Annotated in this window: 18 protein-coding genes, 2 tRNA genes and 1 pseudogene; 5 read left to right on the forward strand and 16 right to left on the reverse strand. The window is 42.5% G+C overall.

Going from position 1 to position 26,536, the window contains the following annotated elements:
- Positions 1–169 precede the first annotated feature (169 nt).
- Together ALT761_RS11280 and ALT761_RS11285 are read right to left on the reverse strand one after the other, a co-directional pair.
- A complete protein-coding gene (locus ALT761_RS11280; RefSeq protein WP_129738763.1) occupies positions 170–1,858 on the reverse strand; it encodes a response regulator in 1,689 nt (562 codons plus the stop codon).
- A 198-nt stretch (positions 1,859–2,056) separates the two neighbouring features.
- A complete protein-coding gene (locus tag ALT761_RS11285; protein ID WP_129738765.1) occupies positions 2,057–2,728 on the reverse strand; it encodes a 2OG-Fe(II) oxygenase in 672 nt (223 codons plus the stop codon).
- Between the two features lie 255 nt (positions 2,729–2,983).
- Between ALT761_RS11285 and ALT761_RS11290 the strand changes: the two genes are divergently transcribed.
- The 4 genes from ALT761_RS11290 (at position 2,984) to ALT761_RS11305 (ending at position 7,403) form a co-directional block, all read left to right on the forward strand.
- Positions 2,984–4,540, forward strand: coding sequence for a bifunctional GNAT family N-acetyltransferase/carbon-nitrogen hydrolase family protein (locus ALT761_RS11290; protein WP_129738767.1), 1,557 nt, complete (start codon positions 2,984–2,986; stop codon positions 4,538–4,540).
- Between the two features lie 138 nt (positions 4,541–4,678).
- Complete coding sequence (locus ALT761_RS11295; RefSeq protein WP_129738769.1) at positions 4,679–5,503, forward strand: hypothetical protein; 825 nt, start codon at positions 4,679–4,681, stop codon at positions 5,501–5,503.
- A gap of 173 nt (positions 5,504–5,676) precedes the next feature.
- A complete protein-coding gene (locus ALT761_RS11300; protein WP_129738771.1) occupies positions 5,677–6,492 on the forward strand; it encodes an alpha/beta fold hydrolase in 816 nt (271 codons plus the stop codon).
- Entirely contained in the window at positions 6,489–7,403 is a 915-nt protein-coding gene (locus tag ALT761_RS11305; protein WP_129738773.1) for a sensor domain-containing diguanylate cyclase, read from the forward strand. The genes ALT761_RS11300 and ALT761_RS11305 overlap by 4 nt, the downstream gene beginning before the upstream one ends.
- 49 nt (positions 7,404–7,452) lie before the next feature.
- Here ALT761_RS11305 and ALT761_RS11310 read toward each other — a convergent pair whose 3' ends face one another.
- From ALT761_RS11310 to ALT761_RS11375, 14 genes and pseudogenes are all read right to left on the reverse strand, one after another.
- A complete protein-coding gene (locus ALT761_RS11310; protein WP_129738775.1) occupies positions 7,453–8,601 on the reverse strand; it encodes a M48 family metallopeptidase in 1,149 nt (382 codons plus the stop codon).
- Positions 8,602–8,605: 4 nt separating this feature from the next.
- A pseudogene (locus tag ALT761_RS11315) lies at positions 8,606–9,825 on the reverse strand (YjgN family protein).
- 139 nt (positions 9,826–9,964) lie between these two features.
- On the reverse strand, positions 9,965–10,234 hold the full coding sequence (gene rpsO, locus ALT761_RS11320) for a 30S ribosomal protein S15 (RefSeq protein WP_013783816.1): 270 nt from the start codon (positions 10,232–10,234) through the stop codon (positions 9,965–9,967).
- 103 nt (positions 10,235–10,337) lie between these two features.
- Positions 10,338–11,312 (reverse strand): tRNA pseudouridine(55) synthase TruB, encoded by a 975-nt coding sequence (gene truB / locus ALT761_RS11325; RefSeq protein ID WP_129738777.1) that lies wholly within the window; start codon positions 11,310–11,312, stop codon positions 10,338–10,340.
- Positions 11,313–11,714, reverse strand: coding sequence for a 30S ribosome-binding factor RbfA (gene rbfA, locus ALT761_RS11330; RefSeq protein ID WP_013783814.1), 402 nt, complete (start codon positions 11,712–11,714; stop codon positions 11,313–11,315).
- Between the two features lie 182 nt (positions 11,715–11,896).
- Positions 11,897–14,503 (reverse strand): translation initiation factor IF-2, encoded by a 2,607-nt coding sequence (gene infB / locus ALT761_RS11335; protein WP_129738779.1) that lies wholly within the window; start codon positions 14,501–14,503, stop codon positions 11,897–11,899.
- Positions 14,504–14,528: 25 nt separating this feature from the next.
- Positions 14,529–16,022, reverse strand: coding sequence for a transcription termination factor NusA (gene nusA / locus ALT761_RS11340; protein ID WP_013783812.1), 1,494 nt, complete (start codon positions 16,020–16,022; stop codon positions 14,529–14,531).
- Positions 16,023–16,067: 45 nt separating this feature from the next.
- Positions 16,068–16,526 (reverse strand): ribosome maturation factor RimP, encoded by a 459-nt coding sequence (rimP, locus tag ALT761_RS11345; RefSeq protein ID WP_129738781.1) that lies wholly within the window; start codon positions 16,524–16,526, stop codon positions 16,068–16,070.
- Positions 16,527–16,869: 343 nt separating this feature from the next.
- Entirely contained in the window at positions 16,870–17,865 is a 996-nt protein-coding gene (locus ALT761_RS11350) for a response regulator (RefSeq protein ID WP_129738783.1), read from the reverse strand.
- The gene (locus tag ALT761_RS11355; RefSeq protein WP_129738785.1) at positions 17,865–21,194 is read right to left on the reverse strand and encodes an MHYT domain-containing protein; all 3,330 of its coding nucleotides are present in this window, start codon (positions 21,192–21,194) and stop codon (positions 17,865–17,867) included. The genes ALT761_RS11350 and ALT761_RS11355 overlap by 1 nt, the downstream gene beginning before the upstream one ends.
- 341 nt (positions 21,195–21,535) lie before the next feature.
- Positions 21,536–21,612 (reverse strand) — tRNA-Met (locus ALT761_RS11360).
- A 69-nt stretch (positions 21,613–21,681) separates the two neighbouring features.
- Positions 21,682–21,758, reverse strand: a tRNA-Met gene (locus ALT761_RS11365).
- A gap of 182 nt (positions 21,759–21,940) precedes the next feature.
- On the reverse strand, positions 21,941–22,246 hold the full coding sequence (locus ALT761_RS11370) for a 4a-hydroxytetrahydrobiopterin dehydratase (RefSeq protein ID WP_129738787.1): 306 nt from the start codon (positions 22,244–22,246) through the stop codon (positions 21,941–21,943).
- Between the two features lie 197 nt (positions 22,247–22,443).
- The gene (locus ALT761_RS11375) at positions 22,444–25,155 is read right to left on the reverse strand and encodes a TonB-dependent receptor plug domain-containing protein (RefSeq protein WP_129738789.1); all 2,712 of its coding nucleotides are present in this window, start codon (positions 25,153–25,155) and stop codon (positions 22,444–22,446) included.
- A gap of 404 nt (positions 25,156–25,559) precedes the next feature.
- Here ALT761_RS11375 and ALT761_RS11380 point away from each other — a divergent pair, with 404 nt between their 5' ends.
- Positions 25,560–26,534: a mechanosensitive ion channel family protein gene (locus ALT761_RS11380; RefSeq protein WP_129738791.1), complete on the forward strand. Its 975-nt coding sequence runs from the start codon at positions 25,560–25,562 to the stop codon at positions 26,532–26,534.
- The last annotated feature ends 2 nt before the right edge of the window (positions 26,535–26,536 follow it).

A 26,536-nucleotide genomic window follows, 5' to 3' on the forward strand; every position in this document is an offset into this window, starting at 1 on the left:
CTCATCAAACGTAACCGCCACACATAAACGCGGGCGGTTTAAAACTAAAAAAAGGGATGGTTTAAAAACCATCCCTTTTTTATATCTGCTTTATATTCGAGTATTTGCGCACTATTTAGTTAATGCAGGCAAACTATACCCAGCAAGACTCGCTGTCCAACGTATTCATTTATGCTGTTGGGTGACCAAGAACGCCCAAGGCTTCCTTATCGTGAGGCGCTTCTACCTCAAGCCCTAACTTATCAATATACTGATCGCGCTTGTCTGCTTGTGAAGCTGATAACTTTTCGTTAGTTAACATGCGTGCTGCCAGTGTGACCACTTCCAATTGCTCATCATTCAATGGTTGGGTGCTGTGCATTTGAAGCAACACTTTCATCAAACTCAATGCTATTTGTTTATCTTTGGGCGAAATAGTCAGTGCTTGTCGCAAATTATTGTAGGCAGGCTGCAACCGGTTCTCTTTATAGTGAACCGTAGCCATGTTCTTCAATTCTTTAGTCGTGAATTGTATCTCGGTTCGTTCAATAGATTCTTGCTTGAGATATTCGTCGACGACTTGCGAAGAAAACGTATCACCTTCAATTTGCGTTTTAAGCTTTTCTAAAATACTAATGCACTGCTCACGCATGCCTAGCTCATGAAAGGCTTTCATTTTGTCTAAGTTATCTTCCATCGATTGCCCAGTGGTGTGCACTGAACTGGCGTTCATGATTTCTTCAGCAGACTTCTTTTGATTTCGAAGGCACAACATACGCGCTTTAATTACATCTATTTGATCACCAAGTTGGATTTGAACCCCTTTTTGCTGACTTATCTCTTCGAGATCATTTTGTGCACGTTGTATGTATCTATCACCCTCCCCTGCACCAAGGCTAGTGGCTAAGTCGATAGTTGAACGAATTACATTCAAAGCAAGCTCAGGTGAGTCATGAATAGAATTTTTGGCAAACTTCGCCATATTTTGTACCGCCGACAATTGACCTACTTTGTCGTGGTTAAGCCGTGCCAAATCCCACAACCGCTTATTACGTTCAATGTTACGAGGCGCTAACTTACTCGCTTCTTTCATTTGTTCGTAAGCTAACTCAAATTGTTCTTTCTCAATAAAGTACTGTGCCAACAGGTCATAGGTTAAAAAACGGGTATCTGGACGAAGTAATAAATCTTCAACCATAGATTGCGCTTCTTCCAATTCATCCTGACGTAACAAGGAACGAGCTAAGCCAATATGAACCCAAGCATGATCCATGGTTTGCAGAAGTTCACGGTAGTAATTTTCAGAGGTTTCATAGTCACGTAATTGCAGCAAACACTCACCAATAAGGCGCCTAATTCTAGGATGATAGTCAGACAGTGACACATCTTTTAATTGACGCTCGGCATAGTACATTGCAGTAGAATAGTCACCGACCTTCATGCAGTGCATCATTTTATGAAGTTTATAGCGTATCTGAAGTAAATAATTTAAACGAGACTCGATACTACTTGGCTTTAGCGGTTTCACCCAAAAATCATCAGGCTGTAATTCAACTATACAATTAACCAATTCTGGCGATGTTTCAGCACTTAGAAAGATAACCGTTGTGGTGTCATTGATATGATTTAAATGTCTAAGCTCTTCAAATAAATGAAAACCATCTTTGTCGTGACTAACATTGAATGCAAGCAGCACAAAATCAAAACGCTTTTCTTCACACAAACGAATAGCGTGAAAGGCATTAAATGCACTCACAACATGTTTGATACCAATAGCATGCAACGCAGAGGCTACAACATCGTGCACTAAACCCTGGTTGTCGATAACCAGAACGCGCAAATCCTCTTTTGAGGTGGGGGCAGGAATTTTTTCCAACATTCAACCAATCACTTTTTTCTTGTCCCTAAGACTTATCGTAGTTACCACATCTGTTAAATGGAGGGTTTAACTATCTACGATATAATAAGTCAATAATCTACTGTTGGGGTTTAACAGTAACTGCATCACTTGGGAATTATACTTTTGACTTATCGTCTTGATACTAGCATTAGAAGCAAGGGTTTAGCCATAGGTGAATTACTTTGGTGGATCAATATTTTCATTAATACTGGTATTCAACCTAAACCACCCCGCAACTGAGTGCCGCTCGCGTTTTGCGGTGAGAACCTCGTGCGGAAAATCCTCACTAAGAAAAATGGCAATGGTGCCTTTTTCAGGTAACACCCTCACGCCAAGGTCATCTTTTTCATTGGTATATAATACTAACTCGCCACCATCAGTAGTTTGCCAATCATCATTCAAATAGGTCACCACCGATAACATTCTATTGCTTTCACCTTTGAAAGCATCTAGATGACGTCTGTAAAAATTACCGGGTGCGTAACAGGCAAAGTGGCTCTCGAATGAGAATAACCCCATGAATAAATGGCGATTAATATACAGCCGTAAGGCCTCACACCAATCTAGCCACAATCGCCCTTCCGAGGAGGTGCCGTCTATCCAGCATATCTCATCGCTTCTGACTTTTTCTTGGTGTTGAAATTGCTCAGCCCGACCAATGCCCGCGCGCCGATATGCTTGCTTAGACAGGGTATCTTGGCAAGCGACCAGTGCATCTATAACAAACTCTGGTACGCCTAAAGGCCTTATACTAAAGCCCTTTTCGAGTAAATCGCTGACAATACCACTGAAGTAGTTTTCATCAAAAACATAAAGAGGTGAAGGTAAATCTAACGAGAAACGTTCCATGATTAATTTTTGGCTTTGCGCAGCAGTGGCGCACGTAAACGGATGCAGGTTTATACGCTTAAGTGACAGGTGCAGCAAGCAATAAATGCACAGTTTACGTACAATTGTGAAAGGCACAATCACGCTAGTTGTAACACATTGGTTTTAATGGGAATAAAACTTGCTTTAAATACTTGGTCAAACAAGAATGAATACCGTTAGCCCCACGGAAATAATTATGCTCAAATATAAAAAACAACCACTGGTGGTAAAGGCATGAGTCAGGATCAAACAGTCATCGAAGAAACCGAACATCATCTAGCGCTACGTAACTTGCGCCTAGATGATTACAGCGACGTTAAAGCGTTGATGGATAACGTGTATGCGAACGTTGGAGGCGCTTGGCCTTATAACAACTTCAAAGCCCAAGTAACCACTTTCCCAGAAGGTCAAATTTGTATTGAAGACAAAGGTAAGGTGGTGGCCTTCGCAATCTCTGTCATTGTGGATTACGACCAATTCGGCGACAAACACAGTTACGATGAAATTACTGGTGATGCCTATCTTACTACTCACGATCCAAATGGAGATGTGTTGTATGGCGTTGAAGTTATTGTGTGCCCAGACTATCGGGGGCTAAGACTAGGCCGCCGTTTGTATGAGGCACGCAAAGAGTTATGTAGAAACCTGAACTTGAAGTCAATTATGGCTGGCGGTCGTATTCCTACTTATAAGAATTACGCAAAAGAACTGTCGCCCTATGAATACATTGAACAGGTTAAATCTAAAGACATTTACGATCCTATCCTTACTTTTCAGCTATCTAATGGCTTTGAAGTAAAACAGGTTCTCAGTGCCTATTTACCCGAAGACGAAGCATCGAAAGGCTATGCAACGCTTCTGCAATGGCACAATATCTATTATGAACCAAACAATCCGTCGCTTATTACTGGCCGGAAATCGAGTGCGCGTATTGGATGTATTCAATGGCAAATGCGTTACTTCAACAATGTAGAAGAACTCCTTCAGCAAGTTGAATATTTCGTAGACGCGTTATCGGATTATTCCTGCGATGTGGCATTGTTTCCTGAATTTTTTAACGCACCGTTAATGGGGCTGAGCCCGTCTGATACTTCAATTGATGCAATATGGCACTTAGCCACCTATACCGATGAAATTCTGACTTCCATTTCGCACCTTGCTGTGTCGTACAATATCACTATTATTGCCGGCTCCATGCCTGTGGTAGAAGAAGACGAACTGTATAACGTTAGTTATATCTGTAAGCGCGATGGCACCATAGAGAGTCAGTACAAATTACACCTTACTCCACACGAAAAGAAAGATTGGATAATGAAAGGTGGTAATAGCCTTAAAGTGTTCGATACTGATTTCGGGAAAATCGGGGTACTAATATGTTACGACGTGGAATTTCCTGAACTTGCGCGGTTGTTGTCTGAACAAGAAATGCAGATTTTATTTGTTCCTTTTTGGACAGATACCAAAAACGGCTATTTACGCGTTAGACGCTGTGCTCAAGCCCGCGCCATTGAAAACGAATGCTATGTGGCCATTGCGGGTAGCGTGGGTAACTTACCCAAAGTAGACAATGTTGATATTCAATATGGTCAAACTGCGGTATTTTCACCTAGCGACTTTGCATTCCCCCACGATGCTATTGTGTCGGAAACCACACCAAATACGGAAATGACGCTGATCGTAGACCTAGATTTAGATAAACTGACTAAACTTCAAAATGAAGGTTCTGTTAGGAATTATCTAGATCGTCGTCGCGATTTGTATCGTGTAGAATGGTTTGATAGTGATACATAATCGCCATTGGTATTTATAATTAATTCAATATAATATCGATGTTATTATGCGCGATTAATTATATTTTTCGGTTACTGCGCCTACATCCAGGTAGGTTGCAGTTAACCCAATGCTTAAACGAGATAAAATAGAGAACTTATGGCAAATAATTCGAACAATGATGATTTTCCAACTATTCGCTTAGATGATGAAGATCGTCGCGATTATCAAAAAAAGCGTCAGCCTTCGCCAGCCAAGGCACCTTCGAATTCCTCACCGTCTACCAGCCCCTCCCCCAAAGCCCCTGAAAAAAGCAGTGTCGGCGGTAATGGCATATGGGTATTCCTAATCGCACTTATTGCCCTCGGTGCCTGTGGCGGATGTTACTACCTATACACATTGGTAGAACAACAAAAAGTGGTGGCTTCTCACGCTGAAAAGCGCATTCTTGAATTAGAGAATAAGCTTTCTGCCACTGGCGAAGAGATGGGTGAATCTACTGTCGCTTTGCAAGTTAAAGTTAATGAATTAGCCAGTAAGACCAATGATTTGTGGGAACAGATGGACAAACTTTGGGCTTCAGCATGGCGCCGAAATCAAAAAGAAATTGCTGACCTAGGTGATAGAGTTGGTAACGTTCAAACTGCGCTTCAAGGGAATATTAAAAAGGTTGCCGATGATGTAACTGGGCAACAGAGCCAAGTTAGCTCGGTGAAAAATCAACTGGCTTCTTTAGCTGATGAAATTCTTGCCTTAAACGTTCAATTAGAACAAGTCTCTGGTGATAAACGCAGCAGTGAACAACAAGTACGAAACTTGTCTGACAAATTATCTGTGTTAGAGCAACGTAATAGCTCCCTGTCTGGGCGCATTACCAGCCTTGAAAATGAATTAAGAGAAATCGCCACCAAGGTAGTTTCACGAAGCACCACGAGTTCTACAAACTCTGCGCCGTCCTCTGTGGCGAGCGTTTCAGAAGGCTAATTTCAGCTTCAAATTGGTATACATCTTTAAAGGAGCCTATCGGCTCCTTTTTTGCGCGGATGGTATTAACCATAAGTAGCATATATTCTGTTTTTCTTCGATGCTATAAACATTATATAAGTGGTGGCCTTGTGTGTTGCTATTTTTTGCTTAAATGAGAACAGGCGGTAACTATGATTTATCAACCTAGCGCTTACCCCATTATTGAGAACAATAATGTGAAAATTATTGGTTCAGGCACGAAGACACTTATGCTTGCGCATGGATTTGGCTGCGACCAAAACATGTGGAAGTATCTAACCCCCTATCTAGAGCAAAAGTATAAAATTGTACTGTTTGACTACGTGGGTTGTGGAAAATCTAAGGTCAGTGCTTATGATAAATCTCGATATGAAGAATTAGAAGGGTACGCACAAGATGTTATCGATATTTGTGAGGCTCTTGAGTTAACTGAGGTCACATTTATTGGTCATTCAGTGAGCGGCATTATTGGCTACCTCGCTTCGGTTATCGCCCCGCAGTATTTTTCACATTTTGTATTGGTATGCCCCTCTCCTTGTTTCCTGAATTTACCGCCAGACTATTTTGGTGGTTTCGAAAAAGAAGACTTGGAAGAGCTTATTAATTTAATGGACAAAAACTATATTGGCTGGGCGAGTTACCTTGCACCATTAGTGATGGGGGGAGAGAACGACCCCAACTTAGTGAAAGAACTTGAAAGCAGCTTTTGTTCTACCGACCCTAAATATGCGAAACCTTTTGCTAAGGCTACTTTCTTTTCTGATTATAGGAATGTCCTTCCGACAATTTCTTTTCCCTCACTTATTTTGCAAAGTCGCAGCGACTCATTAGCATCAGTAGAGGTTGGGAAATATATGCATGAGAAAACGCCGTTGTCATCACTTGAAGTTATTGATGCTCACGGTCATTGTTTACATATGACGAACCCCCACATCATTGCAGAAAAAATAGAGCTGTTTATATCTTGAATGAAGCGTTGCTCGATCTCTTTCCTAGTTTACTTTTAGTATCGAACTTACGCTCAGGACGCATCGATTATTGTAATAAAGATGCGCTGGAATTCATCGGCTCTTCTCGCGAAGAGGTGGTAGGTAATAATGTTTCCAATATAATTTCGCGGGCAAGTTTAATTTTTTTTGAAAGCTATGTTAGGCCATCTGTGCTCGCAACGGGTAGATTTTCAGAACTTCAAATGACATTGGTCACTGCGCAGCAAGAACGGTTACCTGTATTGTCAAATGTTGCACTGCATGGCGAACAACTGTACTGGTCTATGCATTCAGCAAAAAGCCGCGACAAGCTCTATCAAGAATTGATAGAAGTAAGAGACAGTTTAGAATTAAAAACTGACGAACTGACACTACTTTCCCGTCTCGATCCGCTTACTAATTTACTTAATCGCCGTGCTGCCTCTGCAGATATTCGTAAGCTGCTCGATCAGGTGAATCGAAAATTTGTTCCCGTATCTTTCTTGCTTATTGATATTGATTTCTTTAAAAACATTAACGATAAACACGGACACGATGTAGGTGACGAGGTTATTGGTTTGTTATCTAAAACGTTAAAAGCGGCCACCCGAAAAACCGATGTTGTAGCCCGCTGGGGCGGCGAAGAATTTCTGATAGTGTTATATAATTCAACCCAAGACAATGCCCGCTTATATTGTAAATGTTTACATGAAAGGATTGCCGAAATGCGCTATTCACGCGCAGATAGAATTACGGTGAGTATTGGTGTGACACAACTCCCTGTGCCGCAACGTGACACTGTTTTACAAGTTGAGACATTAATAAAAGAAGCCGATGATGCGCTTTATCGCGCTAAAGACGAAGGCAGAAATCGTACCGTTTTTCACACAGACAAACGCGCCAAAATCTAACTAACAAGCACCATGATACACGCTTGTAAGACTAAGCACTACCACGAGCTTAACTGGTATTAACCAGTCGTTGCAACGTGTGTTTCTCAGCATTTCCTATACGTGCTTTTGTTGAGGGATGCGATTGGAACCAACTACTTTCAGAGCCCAGCTGCTCATTGTCGTTTGATAATTTGCGCATTACGTCTGCAAAGTCAGCGGGATCTCGTTGCATTAATTTTAATTTTTCAATAGCAAAGTTGTCCGCCTGCCATTCATGCTTTTGGGAGTATTGGTTTTGTACAACACTAGAACCTATTCCCATAAAAGATTCAATTGCTCCGCTTAAATCACCGAAAAAGTAACTTATCGCTAGGGTTGCAAATAAGGATTCGGCCACCATTTGCATGGAATGGTTTTGTGCCACATGGCCAATTTCGTGTAACAAAATAGCATCAAGTAATGTTTGGTCGCCATCTACCAGTGTTACCAAGTCATCGGTAAACACTATGGTGCCGTCAGGTAACGCAAAGGCATTGGGCCCAATTAAATTGGAATCTCTAAAGTGAACCCGAATATTGTTTTCAATACCAAGTCCGCTAACTTGCTTTACGACGGAGTCAAAGCCCACCATTAACTGCTCACGTTGCAAATTAGGTAGCGTGCTAGGCTCCAACATTGAATAATCTAATGCGCTCAACGTATGCTGTGAAGCTAGGGATTTAATAGAGTATGGTATCTGGTTAGCAAATTTAACGGCCGCCCATGGCATACCTTGTACGAAAATAACATAGAGTAAAAGTGGTACTAATAAAACACTCGCAATTAGCCAAGGCTTTTTAGTTTCCATTTGAGAGATACGACTACCTGCCCCACCATCTAACCACTGATCTAACAGGGGCGATGGAGAGCAAACCAGTAAGCGGTCGTTAGGTAAGGTAATTTCTCGAGGTAAATTACCCAGCTTCGACTTCGCATTGACGTCAGATTGCTGAAATCTTAGCGGCTCATTGCTTTCACTACTGCCAATATCGACACTTTCACCTTTGTCAGCAGTAACGTTCGCGTCTATTTCTAGCTGGCTTGTTGTCACACATCGCTCATCTTTAACACGCTTATCACCATTTAATAAACGAATGACCAATGCATCATCTTCAATACTCGCGGTAACAAGTGTTACCGCTGAATCATTTGATTGATATAACTGCCCGTGTATCATTAGGCTAACCTAATGCGACATCAACATCGAACAACGTTGCCGCTTCTTCAGCTGTCGCGCCCACAGAACCGGTGTTAACGGACGTAACGCTATCAATACCTGATAACACAGTAACCTCAGTAGCATTAGCAAAAAAATGAGCGCTGCGAATTTTCGCCCACGGAATAGCGAAGCCTAAGGACAGAACGATAGCGATAACATTAGTTGTTCTAAGCCATACCAACGGCATTACACCCACATTGGAATTGAATTGACCCACGTTTGGTATTTCACTATTTTCATAAATATGATTGCGGATAAGTGCCGTATAAAGCTAGATGAAATAGCATAGGCAATAAGGTACATGGCGAACAAAGCGATCATTACTAAAGGAGCGCCGTTTTCTAATGTATGAATAAGGCTAGTAAAGCCTAATCCCATTATACTTGCACCTACCATAAACACTGCCACGACAATGCCCACAGCGCCGAGTGAGGCAAGGTAATAAGATCCCGTGCTCAGTTTGGTGGTAAAACTACTATCACCGAAAGCTGAATTATCAACTAGGTATTCGTCTATCTTCTTCAGCGCCCATGGCAACATCAAGTACATGGTAAATAAGCTAACAAAAGGCAGAACCACGAAAACAACAAACGCGTCACCAAAGCCGCCATTGAATTTAAACCGAACATTTCGATACCCTGTCATACGCATACTGAAGCGTTGACCAAGCACCACCATCACGGGTGTGAGTCCCATCAATAGAAATACCAATAATGCGCCTGCAATAGGGTTTAGAGCACTTAAAATAAAATAACTAGCAAATAAACACACCGCAATAATACGGCCTTTTAAAATTTGTAAAGGATTCGCTAGATAGGAGAACCGATGACCATCAATCTCGGTATTACCGTAAAAGTATCGGTTGGTTCTTACTTTTGCCCACGCAGAATAAATACCCAGTGTCACAATAGTGAGCAATAGATTTACAATCCAAATAGAAAAGAATTCTGACGCTTTACCATGAAAGGAAACCTTTCCCTTTCTTAACACACTTGCGGTAGCTACAGGGGAGGAAGCTCTTGTGGATAGAGCTTCTGGGGATGAAGCTTCTGGTAATTCAAACTGCACGATTCGCTCTTCTAACTCTTGCGCCAATTCTGGGTGCTCAATTTCGTTAATTGTGGCGCGAGCTTGCTTTAATTCTTCCAGTGAATACGTTGAGTAATCAATATTTGACGACATACATCCCTCTTATTAACAGTAATTTCCATATGCTTAAAGCATTACCAATGCTAAACATACGCAACATTCACTAAGGGGGCAACGTTTTGCAGACATAAAAAAAGCACCCTAGGGTGCTTTTTTCATTAAAAACTTAAGCTTATCGACGTAGGCCAAGACGCTTAATTAGGTCAAGATAACGCTCAGCGTTCTTGCCTTTAAGGTAGTCTAGAAGCTTACGACGCTGGCTAACCATACGTAGAAGACCGCGACGTGAGTGGTGGTCTTTCTTATGATCAGCAAAATGGCCTTGAAGCTTGTTGATGTTGTGAGTTAACAACGCAACTTGAACTTCTGGTGAACCAGTATCACCTTCTTTTACGCCATAATCAGCAATGATTGTTGCAGTTTCGTCTTTAGTTAGTGACATAACATTCTCCTAAATTATGTCCGGCCGATCACTAATTCAGCCAGACGGAATGAAGCGCGTATTATAATGACAGCGCGCCAGTTAGCAAGGGAAAGTGTAAACTTTATTGGTTGTACACAACCCGCCTTTTTGGGTTAACAAAAATATCCCCATTAGACCCCGCTTGGTCCTTTGGATCTTTAACGCCTTCACCTACGCCTAAAAACAAACCTTGTTCGCTTTCACCGAAATAAACCCGGTAAGGCTGACCAACTTCCAACGGCTCATCGCAGGTACCTTTAACACTTTGACCGTTATCAAAGCGATGCTTTTCAGCCTCGTTAATACAGACCAAAGGCAACCTACTGACGGCGGTATCCATGGGGATCATAAATGCGTCAAGTGCGGCAAAGTCACCCTCTTCTAGTGCTTCTTGAGTAGCAATTAGCGTATCAAGAGACACCATTTTATCGGTTGGATAATCGGCCACTTCAGTGCGATGTAAGCGAGTAACGTAAGCGCCGCACTTAAGAATTTGACCAATATCGTCTACTAATGAGCGAATATAAGTGCCTTTACTGCATTTAACCCGCATATCGACTTCGGGCAGCGCGATACGAGTGACTTCAAGTTCAAATATTTCAATATCTCTCGCTTCACGCTCAACCGTTATTCCCTGACGGGCATAATGATAAAGAGGTTTGCCTTGGTGTTTTAGCGCCGAAAACATAGAAGGGACTTGTTTACTCTTCCCTAAGAATTGCAAACACGTGTTTCGAACTGTTTCTTCATCCACCGTCACCGGCTTTTCTTCAACGACTTCACCGTCAGCATCAGAAGTGGTGGTGCGAATCCCTAAGGTTGCGGTGACTTCATAGGTTTTCTCCGCATCCAATAAGAATTGAGAAAATTTAGTGGCTTCACCTAAACACAAAGGCAGCATACCGCTGGCCAAAGGGTCTAGCGCGCCCGTATGACCACCTTTTGAAGCTTTGAACAACCAACGTACCTTTTGAAGAAGTTGGTTTGAAGAACCGCCTAATGGCTTATCTAGCAATACTATGCCGTTAATATCGCGGCCTTTACGACGCCTTGCCATTTATTCCTTCTCTTCTGACTCGTCGGTATCGCGCTTTGCGTCATCTGCCGCAACGGTTTGCGATACCAAGTTAGAAATGCGCATACCTTCAATAATTGATTTATCTTCAAAGAAGTGAAGGTGTGGCACAGAGCGCATGCGTAAACGCTTAGCCAAAATACTACGAATAAACGGCTGAAACTCGGCCAGCTGTTTTATTTGTCTTTTGCCTTCTTCTTCTGTGCTGTTATAGATAGTCACATATATTTTAGCGTGGGCTAAATCTCGTGTTACATCGACATCAGACACAGTAATAAGTGGCATATCGCCTACACGGTGTTTGTATTCATTTTGCAGAATGCTAGCCACTTCTTTATGAACTTGCTGCGACACTCTGTCGGTACGTGAAAATTCACGAGCCATAACTTTCTCCTGTCTTTAAATCAGCGATTGTTGCCAGTCACTCAGGCTTTTATAAGCTAAGCCGCTTTAAGGTATAACCTTTTAAAGCTTAGTCTATAAACAACCTAGTCTCATTTTGAAAAGTGACAGACAAAAACGGGGGCTTGTGCCCCCGCTTTATTTATACTGATTTAGTTAGGCAATTAGATTTCGCGTTTAACTTCAACGATTTCGAAGACTTCGATTTGGTCTCCAACTTTTACGTCGTTGTAGTTCTTAACGCCGATACCACATTCCATACCGTTACGTACATCTTGTACGTCATCTTTGAAGCGACGTAGAGATTCTAGTTCACCTTCATAGATTACTACGTTTTCACGAAGTACACGGATTGGATTGCTACGCTTAACCACACCTTCTGTAACCATACAACCAGCGATAGCACCAAGCTTAGGCGATTTAAATACATCACGCACTTCAGCCAGACCAATAATTTCTTGTCTGAACTCTGGCGCAAGCATACCGCTCATTGCTGCTTTCACTTCGTCGATTAGGCTATAGATAACGCTGTAGTAACGTAAATCAATTTCTTCAGCTTCTAGTACGCGACGTGCAGTAGCATCGGCACGAACGTTAAAGCCAAGTACGATAGCGCCAGAAGCTGCTGCCAATGTCGCATCAGTTTCAGTGATTCCACCTACGCCGCTACCAACAATGTTCACTTTAACTTCTGCCGTTGATAGTTTAATCAACGATTCAGCAATTGCTTCAACAGAACCTTGTACGTCAGCTTTAAGTACAATGTTAAGTTCGCTAACGTCACCTGCTTCCATGTTCGCAAACATGTTTTCAAGCTTGGCTTTTTGCTGACGAGCTAGTTTAAGCTCACGCTTCTTCTGATGACGTTTAGCCGCTACTTCACGGGCTTTACGCTCGTCTTTCACTACCGCTGCATCTTCACCAGCTACTGGAACACCAGATAAACCTAGTACTTCAACAGGGGTAGAAGGACCAGCTAGCTTAAGCTCTTGACCATGCTCATCGCGCATTGCACGAACACGTCCGTACTCTTCGCCACATAGCAGGATATCACCGGCTTTCAGCTCACCTTCTTGGATAAGTACTGAAGCTACTGGACCACGACCTTTATCAAGGCGTGATTCAATAACGATACCGCGACCAGGACCTTTAGCTACCGCTTGTAGGTCAAGTAATTCAGCTTGAAGGTTAATGGCTTCTAAAAGACCATCAACACCCATACCGGTTTTAGCAGAAACGTTACAGAACTGGTGCTCACCGCCCCACTCTTCTGAAATAACTTCCAGTTGAGAAAGCTCAGTTTTAACACGATCTGGATCGGCTGATTCTTTATCCATCTTGTTCACGGCAATGATTAACGGTACACCAGCTGCTCGAGCATGTTGAACCGCTTCTTTCGTTTGTGGCATTACGCCATCATCTGCCGCAACAACCAAGATAACGATATCTGTAGCCGTTGCTCCACGAGCACGCATTGCAGTAAACGCGGCGTGTCCAGGCGTATCTAAGAAGGTAATTTCGCCATTATCAGTTTGTACTTTATAAGCACCGATATGCTGGGTAATACCACCGGCTTCACCGTCAGCCACTTTCGCGCGACGAATGTAATCAAGTAGTGATGTTTTACCGTGGTCAACGTGACCCATGATGGTAACTACAGGTGCACGTGAAGTTTTATCACCGCCTGTGCCATCATCAGCCAACAATTCTTCTTCAAGTGCATTGTCGTTAACCAGTTCAAATTTGTGACCCATTTCTTCAACAACAAGTACTGCTGTGTCTTGGTCAAGAACTTGGTTAATTGTCGCCATCTCACCCATTTTCATCATGGTTTTGATAACTTCATTAGACTTAATCGCTAACTTGCTAGCAAGCTCGCCAACAGTGATAGTTTCACCTAGCTTAACGATACGCTCTACAGGTTGAGCTGGCTTGTTGAAGCCTTGCTTCAAGTGCTCACCTGCATTTCGCTTAGACTTTCTGCGACGACGTGAAGAACGCTCAACTTGCGCGTCTTGCTCGTCTTCTGCTTCTTGAGCATAGCGATTTGAATGTAAATGCACTTCTTCAGCTTCCGCTTTCTTACGAGCTTCAGCTTCTTCTTTCCAACGACGCTCGTTTTCTTCTGCTAGTTTACGCGCTTCATCAGCGGCTTTCTTAGCATCTTCTTCAAGCTTCTTCTGTGCTTCTTCTTCCTGAGCCTTACGAAGACGTTCTTCTTCAAGACGAGCAGCTTCTTGAGCCGCTTTTTCTTCAGCAGACATTTCAGGCTCATCTTTCTTACGTGCTTCAGCATCTTTCTTCGCTTGTTCAGCACGACGAGCACGTTCTTCTTCAGCAGCCTTTCTTGACTCTTCCGCTTTACGTGCTTTTTCTTCAGCAGCTTGTTTTGCTTCAGCAGCAGCTTTTTCTTCTGCTTCACGTTTCAAACGTGCTTCTTCAGCTAACTTCGCTTCTTCTTCCGCTATGCGTTGTTGCTCTTCAGCATCAGTACGCTTAACGTAAGTACGCTTTTTACGTACTTCTACTTTAACTTCTTTCGACTTGCCTACGCTAATAGTACTGGTTGTCTTGCGTTTAAGTGTCATGCGCTGAGGTTCGGACGCGCTGCCGTGTTGCTTACTTAAATGATCCAACAGTTTCTTTTTCTCTTCTTCAGTAACCTGAGCGCCGGCATTCTTTGTAATACCCGCGTCTTTAAACTGGCCAACCAATCGGTCAACGGTCGTACCAATGTCGCTGGCGAGCTTTTCAATAGATACATCTGCCATTACGTATTATTCCCCCTGTTGACCTTTACTCTTCATTGAACCAAACGATATTACGTGCTGCCATAATCAGCGCACCCGCAGTAGCTTCGTCTAGTTCATCAATATCACTAATTTCATCTGTGCCTTGCTCGGCCAGTTCTTCAAGGTCGGTAATGCCGCGGCTGGCCAACACATAGGCCACGTGCTTACTCATTCCTTCAAGGCCTAGTAAGGCTTCGGTAGGCTCTGCGCCTTCAAGCGATTCTTCGTTTGCTAATGCACGGGTCGTAAGGAATGCACGTGCACGATTACGCAATTCTTCAACGGTATCTTCATCAAGTCCGTCGATGGCAAGAAGCTCGCTTGCTGGCACGTATGCCACTTCTTCCAAGGTGGTGAAACCTTCATCAACTAACATAGCAGCAAACTCTTCGTCTACGTCTAGGCCAGCGGTAAAGATGTTCAATACCTTCGCGTTTTCTTCTTCATGTTTCTTGTTCAGATCTTCTACTGTCATCACGTTTAGTTCCCAACCAGTTAACTGGCTAGCAAGGCGAACGTTTTGACCGCTACGACCGATTGCCTGAGCAAGGTTGTCAGCTTCTACTGCTACATCCATCATGTGACTGTCTTCGTCCACAACAATAGAGGCAACTTCTGCAGGTGCCATGGCGTTAATAACAAATTGTGCTGAGTTTTCATCCCACAATACGATATCAACACGCTCACCACCCAATTCGCCCGATACTGCTTGTACACGTGAACCACGCATACCTACACACGCACCAACTGGATCTAAGCGTTTGTCGTTAGTTTTAACGGCAATTTTTGCACGGGAGCCCGGATCACGAGCCGCCGCTTTAATTTCTAGTGTTTCTTCAGCGATTTCTGGTACTTCAAGTCTGAATAGCTCTACAAGCATGTCAGGATGAGTACGGCTGATAAACAATTGAGCGCCACGTGCTTCAGGGCGAATTACATAAAGTAAGCCGCGAACACGGTCGCCTGGTCTGAACGTTTCACGAGGAAGCATATCGTCACGGTAGATAACACCTTCAGCGTTATTACCTAAATCGATGATAATGTTGTCGCGGTTTACTTTCTTAACCGTACCGGTTACTAGCTCACCGACTTTATCTTCGTATTCTGCAATCATTTGCGCGCGTTCAGCTTCACGTACTTTTTGTACGATAACTTGTTTCGCGGTCTGCGTAGTTATGCGGTCAAATTTGATAGATTCAATCTGATCTTCAACATAATCGCCTAATTGAAGCTCAGGCTCTTCTACTTGCGCAGCAGAAAGGGTAATTTCTGCGAATGGGTTTTCTTGTTCCTGATCGTCAGGAATAATTAACCAACGACGGAATGTGTCGAAGTCACCAGAGGTTCTGTCGATACTTACTCGTACTTCAATATCGCCTTCATTTTTCTTTTTGGTGGCACTGGCAATTGCAAATTCCAGCGCTTCAAAAATCTTCTCTCTAGGCACTTGTTTTTCATTTGAAACGGCTTCCGCCACTAACAAAATTTCTTTATTCATTTTAGCCTCACTCAAGCTTTCGTCGATGAAAGCATTGCTGTTCCGTTATTCGAATGTGGGAACAACGTTACCTTTTTCGATATTCGCCACAGCTAACTGGAACTGCTGGCCATCCACTTCAATATTGACTACGCCATTGTCGCATGCCAATACTTTGCCTTTAAAGTTACGTCTGTCGTCCATCGGCATTGATAAACGAACCTGAACAACTTCACCTATAGAATCAACATAATGCTTTTCTTTGAAAAGCGGTCTATCCATACCCGGTGAAGATACTTCTAGGTTGTACTCTGTGCTAATTGGATCTTCAACATCCAATATCGCACTCACTTGATGACTTACATCTGCACAATTATCTACGGAGATACCGTTTTCATGATCAATAAAAACGCGAAGAATTGAATGTTTCCCCGCTCGTACAAATTCGATCCCAACCAACTCAAACCCTAAAGCTTCTACACCCGGGTTAAGCATTTCGGTTAGTTTCTCTTCAAGTTTTGCCAATGCAAACCTCCAAAAACGAAAAAAGGGCCTTAAGCCCACCTGTCATCACCTAGCTCAGCTAGGCTGACTCCAGGGTCTAATACAACAAAAAGCCCCGGACTAGCGGGGCTTTTATTAAAATTCTGAACCCATATTTGTCAAAAAGACAAATGCAAACACATGGGTAAAAAACACCGGTAGGTGATAGTTTGCTGATAATGGAAGCGTTACTTTCCTGAACACTGAGGGAGCCCGCTACCATCACTTAATGAGCGCATTATACTGATTGGTGCCTCATTAAGCAACAGCACTCGACTATTAGTTGTTAGCCTATGTTTCATAAAACAAGGTTATTAGTATCCGTCTAGTCTTCATCTTTCCACTTTTCTTTAATTTCTAGTATCTGAGGTAATTTTGCTAGCAACAAATCAATTAGCGCCGGATCGAAATGCTTCCCCTTCTGACTTTCCATAAAGGCTAACGTTTTTTCTACGCTCCACGGCTCTTTATAAGGCCTTTTACTGGTGAGTGCATCGAATACGTCAGCCACTGCACAAATTCTACCCTCAATAGGAATGTCTTCACCTGCTAATCCATTTGGGTAGCCGCTACCATCCCATTTTTCATGGTGGGTCAATGACACTGACTTAGCTACCATTAATAACGCGGAATCGCATTCCCCTAGAATTTCTGCACCAATTTCAGGATGGGTTTTCATTATTGCAAACTCTTCGTCTGTCAATTTACCAGGCTTCAACATGATGCTATCAGAAATACCAATTTTACCTATATCGTGCATAGGCGCTGCGTGCAGTAATATTTCAGCTTGGTCATCACTAAAACCATATGCTAACGCCAACTCTTTAGAGTAATGACTCATGCGTAATACGTGCATACCAGTTTCGTTGTCTTTATATTCAGCCGCGCGGCCTAAGCGCTGAACCACTTGTAATCGAGTACGCATTAATTCGTCAGACTGAACTAACGATAAATGGGTGTTTACTCTGGCTTTTACTACCGGTGGTGAAATGGGTTTAGTAATATAGTCTACTGCGCCTGCTTCGAAACCTTCCGCTTCATCATGCTCATCATTTAACGCGGTTACAAATATAACGGGAATATGACGTGTGTCATCTCGACCTTTTAATATTCTACAGACCTCAAACCCTGTAAGCCCTGGCATCATGATATCTAACAAAATGAGCTGGGGTTTTCGTTCAGATGTTATTCTAATCGCTTCTTCACCGTTTTTAGCAAAAATGAGTTGGTAATCTGCCGCTAACAACTGTTTTAAAACTCTCAAATTTACTGGCTCGTCATCAACCAGAAGTAAAGTAGGCTTTTCAATTTGTCTTAACATTATCGCGCTTCAATCTCTGTGGTTAACGTATCAATAAGCTCGACGAGCTTAGCTTCAGCACGCTCAAACTCAAAATCATCAATATCCATGATAATGGAGGCTAAGGTGTCTGTGTACTCACCACCTGCAAGCGCCTTAACTTCTTGTAACTCATCTTCATCAAGCATGTTTTGCTCAACACTTTGCTTCAATTTTACGAGGTGCGCTAACAACACAGCGTAGTCGACGTCTTGCTTAACTTGCACCGTTTTGATCTCGGTAGTGCCCTGTAACCACGTAATAACATCGTTAAATGATTTTTTAAGTAATTGAACTGTGGAAATATCTAATTCACCAGCATGTGCATTCTTCTCGATATCACGGCATACCGACATTAAAGGATCCAAACACAAGTTTCCGGAAACCCCCTTAATGCTGTGGGCTAATGATGCTGTTTTTGATGCATCATCATCGAGAATAGCCGTCGTTATTTGCGCAATTTTAGCTTCGTTTTCGCGGGTAAATCTCGCCACTTCGTTACGATGAGTTTGTGCATCGCCCCAAAGCATAATCGCTCGATTCAGGTTAACCACTTTGCTTGATTTTGGTTTCTCTGATTTGTCGTCATTTAAAATTAATGTGGCTGATTCATCAATTTCTTTGCCCAGTACGCGTGCCATTTCTCGGGTAAGTACGGGGTAATCGATAGGCTTATTGGCAAATCCGTCCATTCCCGCATCGGTTGCGGCATGTCTATCCTGCACTAATACACTGGCTGTTAACGCAATAATTGGTATGGGTGGTAGGCCATGCTCAGCCTCGTATTTTCGTCTTTGCATTGATGCTTCTAGGCCATCTAATACAGGCATTTGTAAATCCATCAACACCAGCTCAATACCGGGTAACTTCATTTTTTCCAGCGCTTCTTGACCATCGCGTGCCACCTCAACGGTATGCCCAGATCGTGTTAATAATAATGATAACAAATCAATATTTTGAGCAATATCGTCTACGATGAGAATATGCATTGGTGATAATTGGACAGGCTTGCCCTCTTCAACTGCCATTGGTGCAATTGCTGGCACTAATGGCAAGCGGAAAGTGAAGGTACTGCCCTTACCCAACTCACTTTGAGCACAGATGTTACCGCCCATCAACTCAACAAGTTGTTTAGAAATGGTTGTGCCTAAACCTGTACCGCCATACTTTCTGCTCATTGAAGCGTCAGCTTGGGCAAATGCGTCGAATACACGACTAACCTGCTCGCTATTCATGCCAATGCCCGAGTCTTTTACTTTAAAGTAAACAAAAGAACTGTCACTGGATACTTCTAACATCACACTACCATCGCCAGTAAATTTAACAGCATTACCAATTAAATTATTAAGCACCTGCCTAATACGTTCTGGCACACCGTTGTATGCCTCGCGAACCTCACTGCCAACGTGTACTTCTAACGTAATGTTTTTACGTTTGGCTTCTAGCCAAAATGTCGAGACCACCGTATCGACTTCTTCGCGAATAATGAAGTCGCGATAATCTAAATCAAGTTTCCCTTTGTCTAACTTTGCGCTATCAAGAATATCGTTTAATAGATGTAGCAGTGAACGAGCAGAGCGATTTACTGTGGTAAGGTGACTATGCTGTTCTGGCGGCATTTTTTCTGCAAGCATCAAATCGCTAAACCCAATAATGGCGTTCATTGGCGTTCTTATTTCATGGCTCATGTTCGCAAGAAAGTTAGTACGGGCTGCCGCAGCCTGCTCGGCTTTTTCTTTAGCCTTTATAAGTTCCTCTTCCATTTCCCTACGGGGGGTGATATCAGAAATAAAACCGTCTAGATAAATAGTGTTGCCATCTGCATCAAGAACGTGAACACCGTGTTCGGTTACCCATCTAACCTCACCCTTCTTATTTATAATGCGGTACTCAATATTGAATGTGTTTTGGTCGGTAACTTCCGTTGCTACTCGTTTTAGATCATCTGGATGGCAAAGGGAGCCAAAAGTAATGCGAGGGTTGGGTAGAATAAAATCATCAGCGGCATATCCTGTTATTTCACTGACTGCGTCGCTGATAAATACCATGGGCCAATCAGGCTCATTTAAACACCTGTAGGCAATACCTGGGATATTTGAAATAAAACTTCTGAATTTAGCTTCACTTTCACGCAGCGCATCTTCCATTGCTTTGCGCTTTCTTAAATCGGAGAAAAAGCCAACGAACAAGGCCTTACCATCAAGTTTGGTATACCCCATTCCAACACGAACAGGAATAAGCTCTCCACTTTTACCGACAATCACCACCTCGCGGCTAGTGCCGATTATTTGTTCAGTCGGCACTGATTTTTGTTCAAAAAAGTCGGTATTGTAAATAGATTTCTTATCATCTGGAGCAAGGATTGCGCCTTGTTGCCCAATAAGTTCTTCCGGCAGATAACCCGTTACCGCCTTAACTGCAGGATTAGCGGTTTGAATAATACCTGTACTGTCTACCGTAATTATCGCATCTACGGCAATATCCGTAATAGCTCGCTGAATTTTTTCGCTTTCGATAGCACGTGAACTGACATCTTTGTACTTGAATAACAAAGTAATACCCAGAACAAGGGCAATAAGCGTAACCGTTACCATGGCAATAGAAAGTGCTAAATAAACGGATATCTCAGAAGGTTGGGAAGAAAACTCCATACCTGGTGGCATGACAAACCTAGCTGCTGACATTCCGGTGTAATGCATCGCCGCTATAGCAAGGCCCATCACAACACTCGAAATAAATGCATCCCTTCCAACACTCGACGTTTTGGAATTCACAGCACTAAGGCCAAACTTTATCCAAAGAGCAAGCATCGCGAGGGAAACAGCAACAACTATTGAGAGGATAAATAATGAAGGGCTATAGCGAAGTAAAGGCGCCATTTCCATAGCCGCCATACCACTGTAGTGCATAGTGCCAATACCCGAGCCCACAAGCACGCCGCCAGTTACTATTTCAGAGAATGAAATGGTTGGCTTCGTCATAAGATAAAGCGCAACCCAAGCCGAGGCTATGCCTGGTAATGCGGATGCTAGCGTTATACCCAGGTTGTAGGAAACAGCGGTGCAAAGTTCAAAGGCAAGCATACCTAAAAAATGCATGGCCCAAATTCCGCCGCCCATTGCAATACTGCCAGCACTGAGTAAGGCATATTTTCTAAATTTATTGGTGGAAGTTGCAGCCTGAGTCGCAACGTTAAAAGCCATAAACGAAGCAAAAATGGCAATCATTAATGATAGTGCTACTAAGCCAAAGTCATATTGTCCGTCGAGCAAAGTGACTTCTTGCCCTATCATGAAAAATTGTTGAATCATACTACTCATCAGCGCTTTTAAAATCAGAAATTATTAAGGAGTTTAAAAATATACCAGCAGTACATTTTTCTCTTTTTTGTTATTAATTTACTTTTACCATTTTATACACACTAATTGAACAAGCATTACCAATTAAATTAACCAATAGGTATTGATGGGCATTACCATTTGCATATTTTTAAGGGCGAGGTACAAGAAAGCGTCAATATGACGTTTGTACAATAGCAGTCAAATGTTGATTTAAATGTGATTGATAGAGAGGCTAATATCGAGAATATAAAGGATAGATAAAAATAGATTAGCAGATACAAAAAACCCCGGCATAAGCCAGGGTTATAATGTGGTTGCGGGAGCAGGATTTGAACCTACGACCTTCGGGTTATGAGCCCGACGAGCTACCAGACTGCTCCATCCCGCGTCTGTTCTTTTGAACTACTGCTTGTCTCTATACTTAGACAACTCAGTTTTTAAATCGTTTAATTTTCTGTGGTTGCGGGAGCAGGATTTGAACCTACGACCTTCGGGTTATGAGCCCGACGAGCTACCAGACTGCTCCATCCCGCGCCAGAAAATAACGTTGTTGGTTTGAGGTGTTTGATGTCTCCCTTCAACGTGGGGCGTATTATACATACGCACTTTTGTAACACAAGGACTTATTACTTAATTATTTCACTTTTCTGACTGTTCGCTTCATTATTAATCGTTATGTTTAATCGCCAAACAATTTAAGGTCAAAACTTAAACGTTTAGGGTTTAAAGCTTTCCATTTTTGTTGCCAGTTTAAAATCTAATTCACTTAAACCACCCACATCATGAGTAGTTAATTTCACTTCAACCCGGTTATAAACGTTAAACCATTCTGGATGATGCTTTAATTTCTCTGCCCAAATAGCAATTTGTGACATCCAACCAAATGCACGAATGAAACTTTTAAAGGTAAATGTCTTTTCAATAGCATTATCGCTTAATGCCCACCGCTCGTTTTCCTCTAAACCTTCATTTAAAGTATCAAGGTTGTCTTGAATTTGTTCACCGGTTAATAGCGTACTCATATAAGCCTCCTTCATTATAAGTAAACAATGTAAACAATACGCGTTATGAATTCAGCTTTTTAGATAAGAAAGTGATGAAGTAAAATTGCAAATGTTGGCGAGAATTCTTTACATAAAAAAGCGGCCTAAGCGAATGCGCATTGTCATGAGCATTCAGCATAGGCCGCTGGGTTTATTCAGGCTAAAAAGGTTGAGTGTTAAAACTCTACCGCTAACCGAGCATAAATTTGACGCCCACGGGGGTCATGCACTTTTGAATCAAAACCGCTGTTGGTAAACAACTGAGGAGGATCTTCATCAAACAAGTTCAATCCGCCTAGGGTGACAACATAACTTTGTTCGGTCTCAAACAGCGAGCCTAAGTCGATGTTGTACTGAGCATCTACTGTGACATGGCTGTCTACTTCGTATAAACCATTTGTACATGCACCTAAGTTGGTGGTGCCATCTGCGCAGTTTTGGTCATCATCATACGAAGAAATGTAACGAACAAATAAGTTCGCTGCGTGCACGTCATTTTTCCACGCAAGACCAAAGTTCATTCTAAGTTCAGGTGAAGACACCCCGATATTGTTGAAGTTTCTGCGCCCAGCCCCGTCAATATTACCCGCTTGAGGATCCATCAGGTCATATTTCATGGTGTAAGTACCGTTTAAAGACGGCGTGAAAATACCAAACTCAGTTTCAATCTTGTAACTAGTCACAAAATCGATGCCTGATGTTTCCATCTCACTAGCATTTACGTAGGTATTGTTAACTTGCAACACAGGGCCATTTAATGGGTCACCAGCACGAATAATGCGATCGGTATCGGTTGGATCAAGATTCAACACTGCTTGCGCATTTTCCTGAATAATCAAGTCTTCAAACTTGAAGTTCCAATAGTCCAGCTCTACAGAGAAGTCTCTGAAAGGCTCGTATGAAAAACCGATATTATATGCAGTAGATTCTTCTGGTTTAAGATCTTCGTTACCTGAAGTCCTCACCGCAACAAACGCCGTAGCACCTTGTACTGGGTCGATAAGCTGCTGTAGTGACGTAGCCCCACCTTGTGCTAAGAACACGGTAGGCGCTCTAAACGACGTAGATATCGAGCCCCGTAGCGAGAATTCATCAGTTGCACGATAGGAAACCGCAAGTTTAGGGTCTACTGTACTGCCAATGCTACCACCGTAATCTTCATACCGAACGGCGAGTTGCACATCTAAATCTTCACTTAATGGTAACGCAAGTTCACCAAAGGCAGCCCATACGTCTTGGCTTCCATCAATATCTGGATTACCAATAACAAAGGTGAAGCTGTCTTGGTTAGCCAAATCGTCATAATCTTGGCTTAATTGCTCTTCACGATACTGCACACCTACTGCTAATGCGGCAAATCCACTACTCATTTCAAAAATATCAAATGAGGTAAAGGCTTCGAACACTTCAAGGTCAGCTTTTGAATCTATGATTTCCGTGCCCGTGAACGAGTCAACTACATAATCAGAGTTAGGTGCTGACGAATAAGAAGTAGCAAAAGGGTTGAAGAATTCACAATTCCCTTCGCCAGGTGTTCCCGCAATAGGATCACATGCCGAGCCACCTAAACCATACAACGCTAGCTGGAATTCAGTGTTTAATACATCAGGTACTTTGAATAAGAAATCATTCACTGCACGGGTATAACTCACCTCCCAGAAACCGCTGTCAGTCACTCCTTGTAAGTTGGTGCTGAATCTAAAGGTATCTGATTCTGTGTTTGCCGGATCACCATCGAAGCCATTTCCTTCAGCGCGGCCAAAGAAGGCAACAGACTGACCGAATGGATTTTGAGGGTGGTAATCAGGAACAATCGGTGATGTTAAAATAGGAAAACTTGGCGCCCCACCACGTTCAGCTCGGTTACGCGCCATGCTAAGTTCAGCTGTCCATGTAATATCATTAGCAAACTCATAGTCTGCTCTTACATAGGAATTTATTCGACTTTCATCGGCAACATAAGAATAGAACTTACCAAAATCGAAGCCGCAGAAGCCAACCTCTAAACCTGGAATTGTGCCACTTGGAGCAAGCAAGTTTGGTGCACCACCAAATTCCTCACACCCATAAGGGTCGATGATAGGTAATGGTCCAGCGCCTGGAATAGTCACAAAGTATGATGCAGGGTTACCTAACGCACTGGTGTCATCTTCAGGACGACTTAGACGTCGGTCACTTAGAAATAGCGGTGAACGGTTGGTGTAGCTTATTGCTGCTAGTACACTGCCCTTGTCACCTGTAGCTCCCCATAGACCTTGAAATATATATTCTTTGTTATCGCCATGGGCGCCGTCTTGATAATCAACACTGACCATCGCACCATCATAATTGCGTTTGGTGATGAAGTTAACCACCCCTGCAACCGCATCAGAACCATATAAGGCTGATGCACCGTCTTTCACGACTTCCATTCTATCAATGGCAATCATGGGCACGAGTGAGCTTGTATCTACGAAATTTAAACCTTCGTTTGTAGGTTGTGCTGTAACGACTTGGCGTTTGTTATTTAATAGTACCAAGGTAGAAGCAACCCCTAACCCGCGAAGGTTAATATTTGAGGTACCTGCGGTGGCATTTTGCGTAAAGGCATCAGGGTTGTTCTCTGCGCCAGTATTAATTGTTAATGTTTGCGTAATATCCGCAATGTTTTTTGCACCTATTGAATCGATCGCAACACTGTCTACTACCGCTAACGGTGAAGGTGACTCAAAGTTCTCACTGCGACGAACAAAGCTCCCTGTAACGAGAATTAACTCTACATCTTTTTTATTTTTAGATTCAGCTTCAACTTCTTCGTTAGCATCTTGCGCATAGGCTAAAAAAGGAGAACAAAATAAGGCAGAGCTGACTAAGGCAGCTACTGCAGTCTTACGCGTTTTAAATTTCATAGTGTGATTCCAAATCTGGGCGCATCACTACCGGTAAAACCCACACTTTCCGCTAGCAACAGGCTGGACGATTTCTCATTGTTATTGTGAAAGGTCAATGAACAATCTTTGACCTGCAACAATGATGTTAAGCGTCATCACACACTTTGTAAATTTATTGTGAATAATATATTTACATTAATTTTACACATGGTCAGACCACTCAAACTTTTGTCTAACACCTATAAAAATGCGTTTAATCACTGCGTAGTTATTTCCCACCCTTGTATTTTTTTCTTAGCGCCTTTTTGCTACAAGTGATTACTCACACACCTTTTATAAATAAATCAAGGACTTATAAAATGACAGCAAAGGAATAAATCTTGAATAGTCACTGCATATTGTTTAATAAATGAATGAGTTCTATGGATTTTCCTAATATTGATGACTTTTATCAGCTAATAAACCAGAAGCTTGAGGGTTGGATCGAGAGCGGAATTAAGCACTTACCCAACTTTGTGGTGGCGATATTAATCGCTATTGTTTTCGGAATACTGGCAAAAGTAGTAGGAAATATTGTCGGAAAGGTAATGCGAAGAGCATTTGAGTCTCGACAAATCGCTAAATTACTCACCTCTATTATCAAATCACTCATTGTTGTTTTCGGTATTTTCATTGCACTGGATTTCGTTGGACTCAAGGGCACGGTGACATCATTACTTGCCGGTGCCGGTATTGTGGGTTTAGCCATCGGCTTTGCGTTTCAAGATATGACGGAAAACCTCATTGCGGGTATTGCAATGGGTATCCGTAAACCTTTCGAGATTGGTGATGTGGTTGAAGCCGAAGGTGTTTTCGGAACGGTTGAAGAAATTAACCTGCGAAACACCTTGGTAGCTACTTTTTATGGGCAGCGTGAAATCATTCCCAATAAAATCCTCTTTAGAAATATTCTAACTAATTATTCAGTTGAAGGTGTTAGACGTATTGAGGTTCCTGTTGGCATTTCCTACGCCGATGATGTTGAAAAAGCCGCCGAACTCATTACCGACGCGATGAATAAAAAAGACTACGTAATAAAGAAAGACGAAACTGCGGTTTACGCTGCGTCATTCGGTGATTCAAGCATTAATCTTTTGCTTTGGTTTTGGATACGTTACCCAGGCGACCCTGGCTTTATGGTAGTGCGTCACGAAGCAATATGTACTGTTAAACGTGTATTAGAAGAAAACGACATCTTAATTCCCTTCCCTATTCGTACGTTGGATTTTAATTCCAAGGGAAGCGATAAGCTTAACACTATGCTTGAAAAGAAAGAGACCACTACTGAAAGCGAATCATCCCCAACGCGCAATTCTGGCGATCAAGTAAATGGGGATAGCGAAGCGAGTGATGAATAAAG

Source organism: Alteromonas sp. 76-1, from assembly GCF_900654235.1.
Lineage (GTDB): Bacteria > Pseudomonadota > Gammaproteobacteria > Enterobacterales > Alteromonadaceae > Alteromonas > Alteromonas naphthalenivorans.

Excerpts from the sequence above, each read along its gene's own strand:
- ALT761_RS11280 (WP_129738763.1), bottom strand. The coding sequence starts at position 1,858 with ATGTTGGAAAAAATTCCTGCCCCCACCTCAAAAGAGGATTTGCGCGTT.
- ALT761_RS11285 (WP_129738765.1), bottom strand. The coding sequence starts at position 2,728 with ATGGAACGTTTCTCGTTAGATTTACCTTCACCTCTTTATGTTTTTGAT.
- ALT761_RS11290 (WP_129738767.1), top strand. The coding sequence starts at position 2,984 with ATGAGTCAGGATCAAACAGTCATCGAAGAAACCGAACATCATCTAGCG.
- ALT761_RS11295 (WP_129738769.1), top strand. The coding sequence starts at position 4,679 with ATGGCAAATAATTCGAACAATGATGATTTTCCAACTATTCGCTTAGAT.
- ALT761_RS11300 (WP_129738771.1), top strand. The coding sequence starts at position 5,677 with ATGATTTATCAACCTAGCGCTTACCCCATTATTGAGAACAATAATGTG.
- ALT761_RS11310 (WP_129738775.1), bottom strand. The coding sequence starts at position 8,601 with ATGATACACGGGCAGTTATATCAATCAAATGATTCAGCGGTAACACTT.
- rpsO (WP_013783816.1), bottom strand. The coding sequence starts at position 10,234 with ATGTCACTAACTAAAGACGAAACTGCAACAATCATTGCTGATTATGGC.
- truB (WP_129738777.1), bottom strand. The coding sequence starts at position 11,312 with ATGGCAAGGCGTCGTAAAGGCCGCGATATTAACGGCATAGTATTGCTA.
- rbfA (WP_013783814.1), bottom strand. The coding sequence starts at position 11,714 with ATGGCTCGTGAATTTTCACGTACCGACAGAGTGTCGCAGCAAGTTCAT.
- infB (WP_129738779.1), bottom strand. The coding sequence starts at position 14,503 with ATGGCAGATGTATCTATTGAAAAGCTCGCCAGCGACATTGGTACGACC.
- nusA (WP_013783812.1), bottom strand. The coding sequence starts at position 16,022 with ATGAATAAAGAAATTTTGTTAGTGGCGGAAGCCGTTTCAAATGAAAAA.
- ALT761_RS11350 (WP_129738783.1), bottom strand. The coding sequence starts at position 17,865 with ATGTTAAGACAAATTGAAAAGCCTACTTTACTTCTGGTTGATGACGAG.
- ALT761_RS11355 (WP_129738785.1), bottom strand. The coding sequence starts at position 21,194 with ATGATTCAACAATTTTTCATGATAGGGCAAGAAGTCACTTTGCTCGAC.
- ALT761_RS11370 (WP_129738787.1), bottom strand. The coding sequence starts at position 22,246 with ATGAGTACGCTATTAACCGGTGAACAAATTCAAGACAACCTTGATACT.
- ALT761_RS11375 (WP_129738789.1), bottom strand. The coding sequence starts at position 25,155 with ATGAAATTTAAAACGCGTAAGACTGCAGTAGCTGCCTTAGTCAGCTCT.
- ALT761_RS11380 (WP_129738791.1), top strand. The coding sequence starts at position 25,560 with ATGGATTTTCCTAATATTGATGACTTTTATCAGCTAATAAACCAGAAG.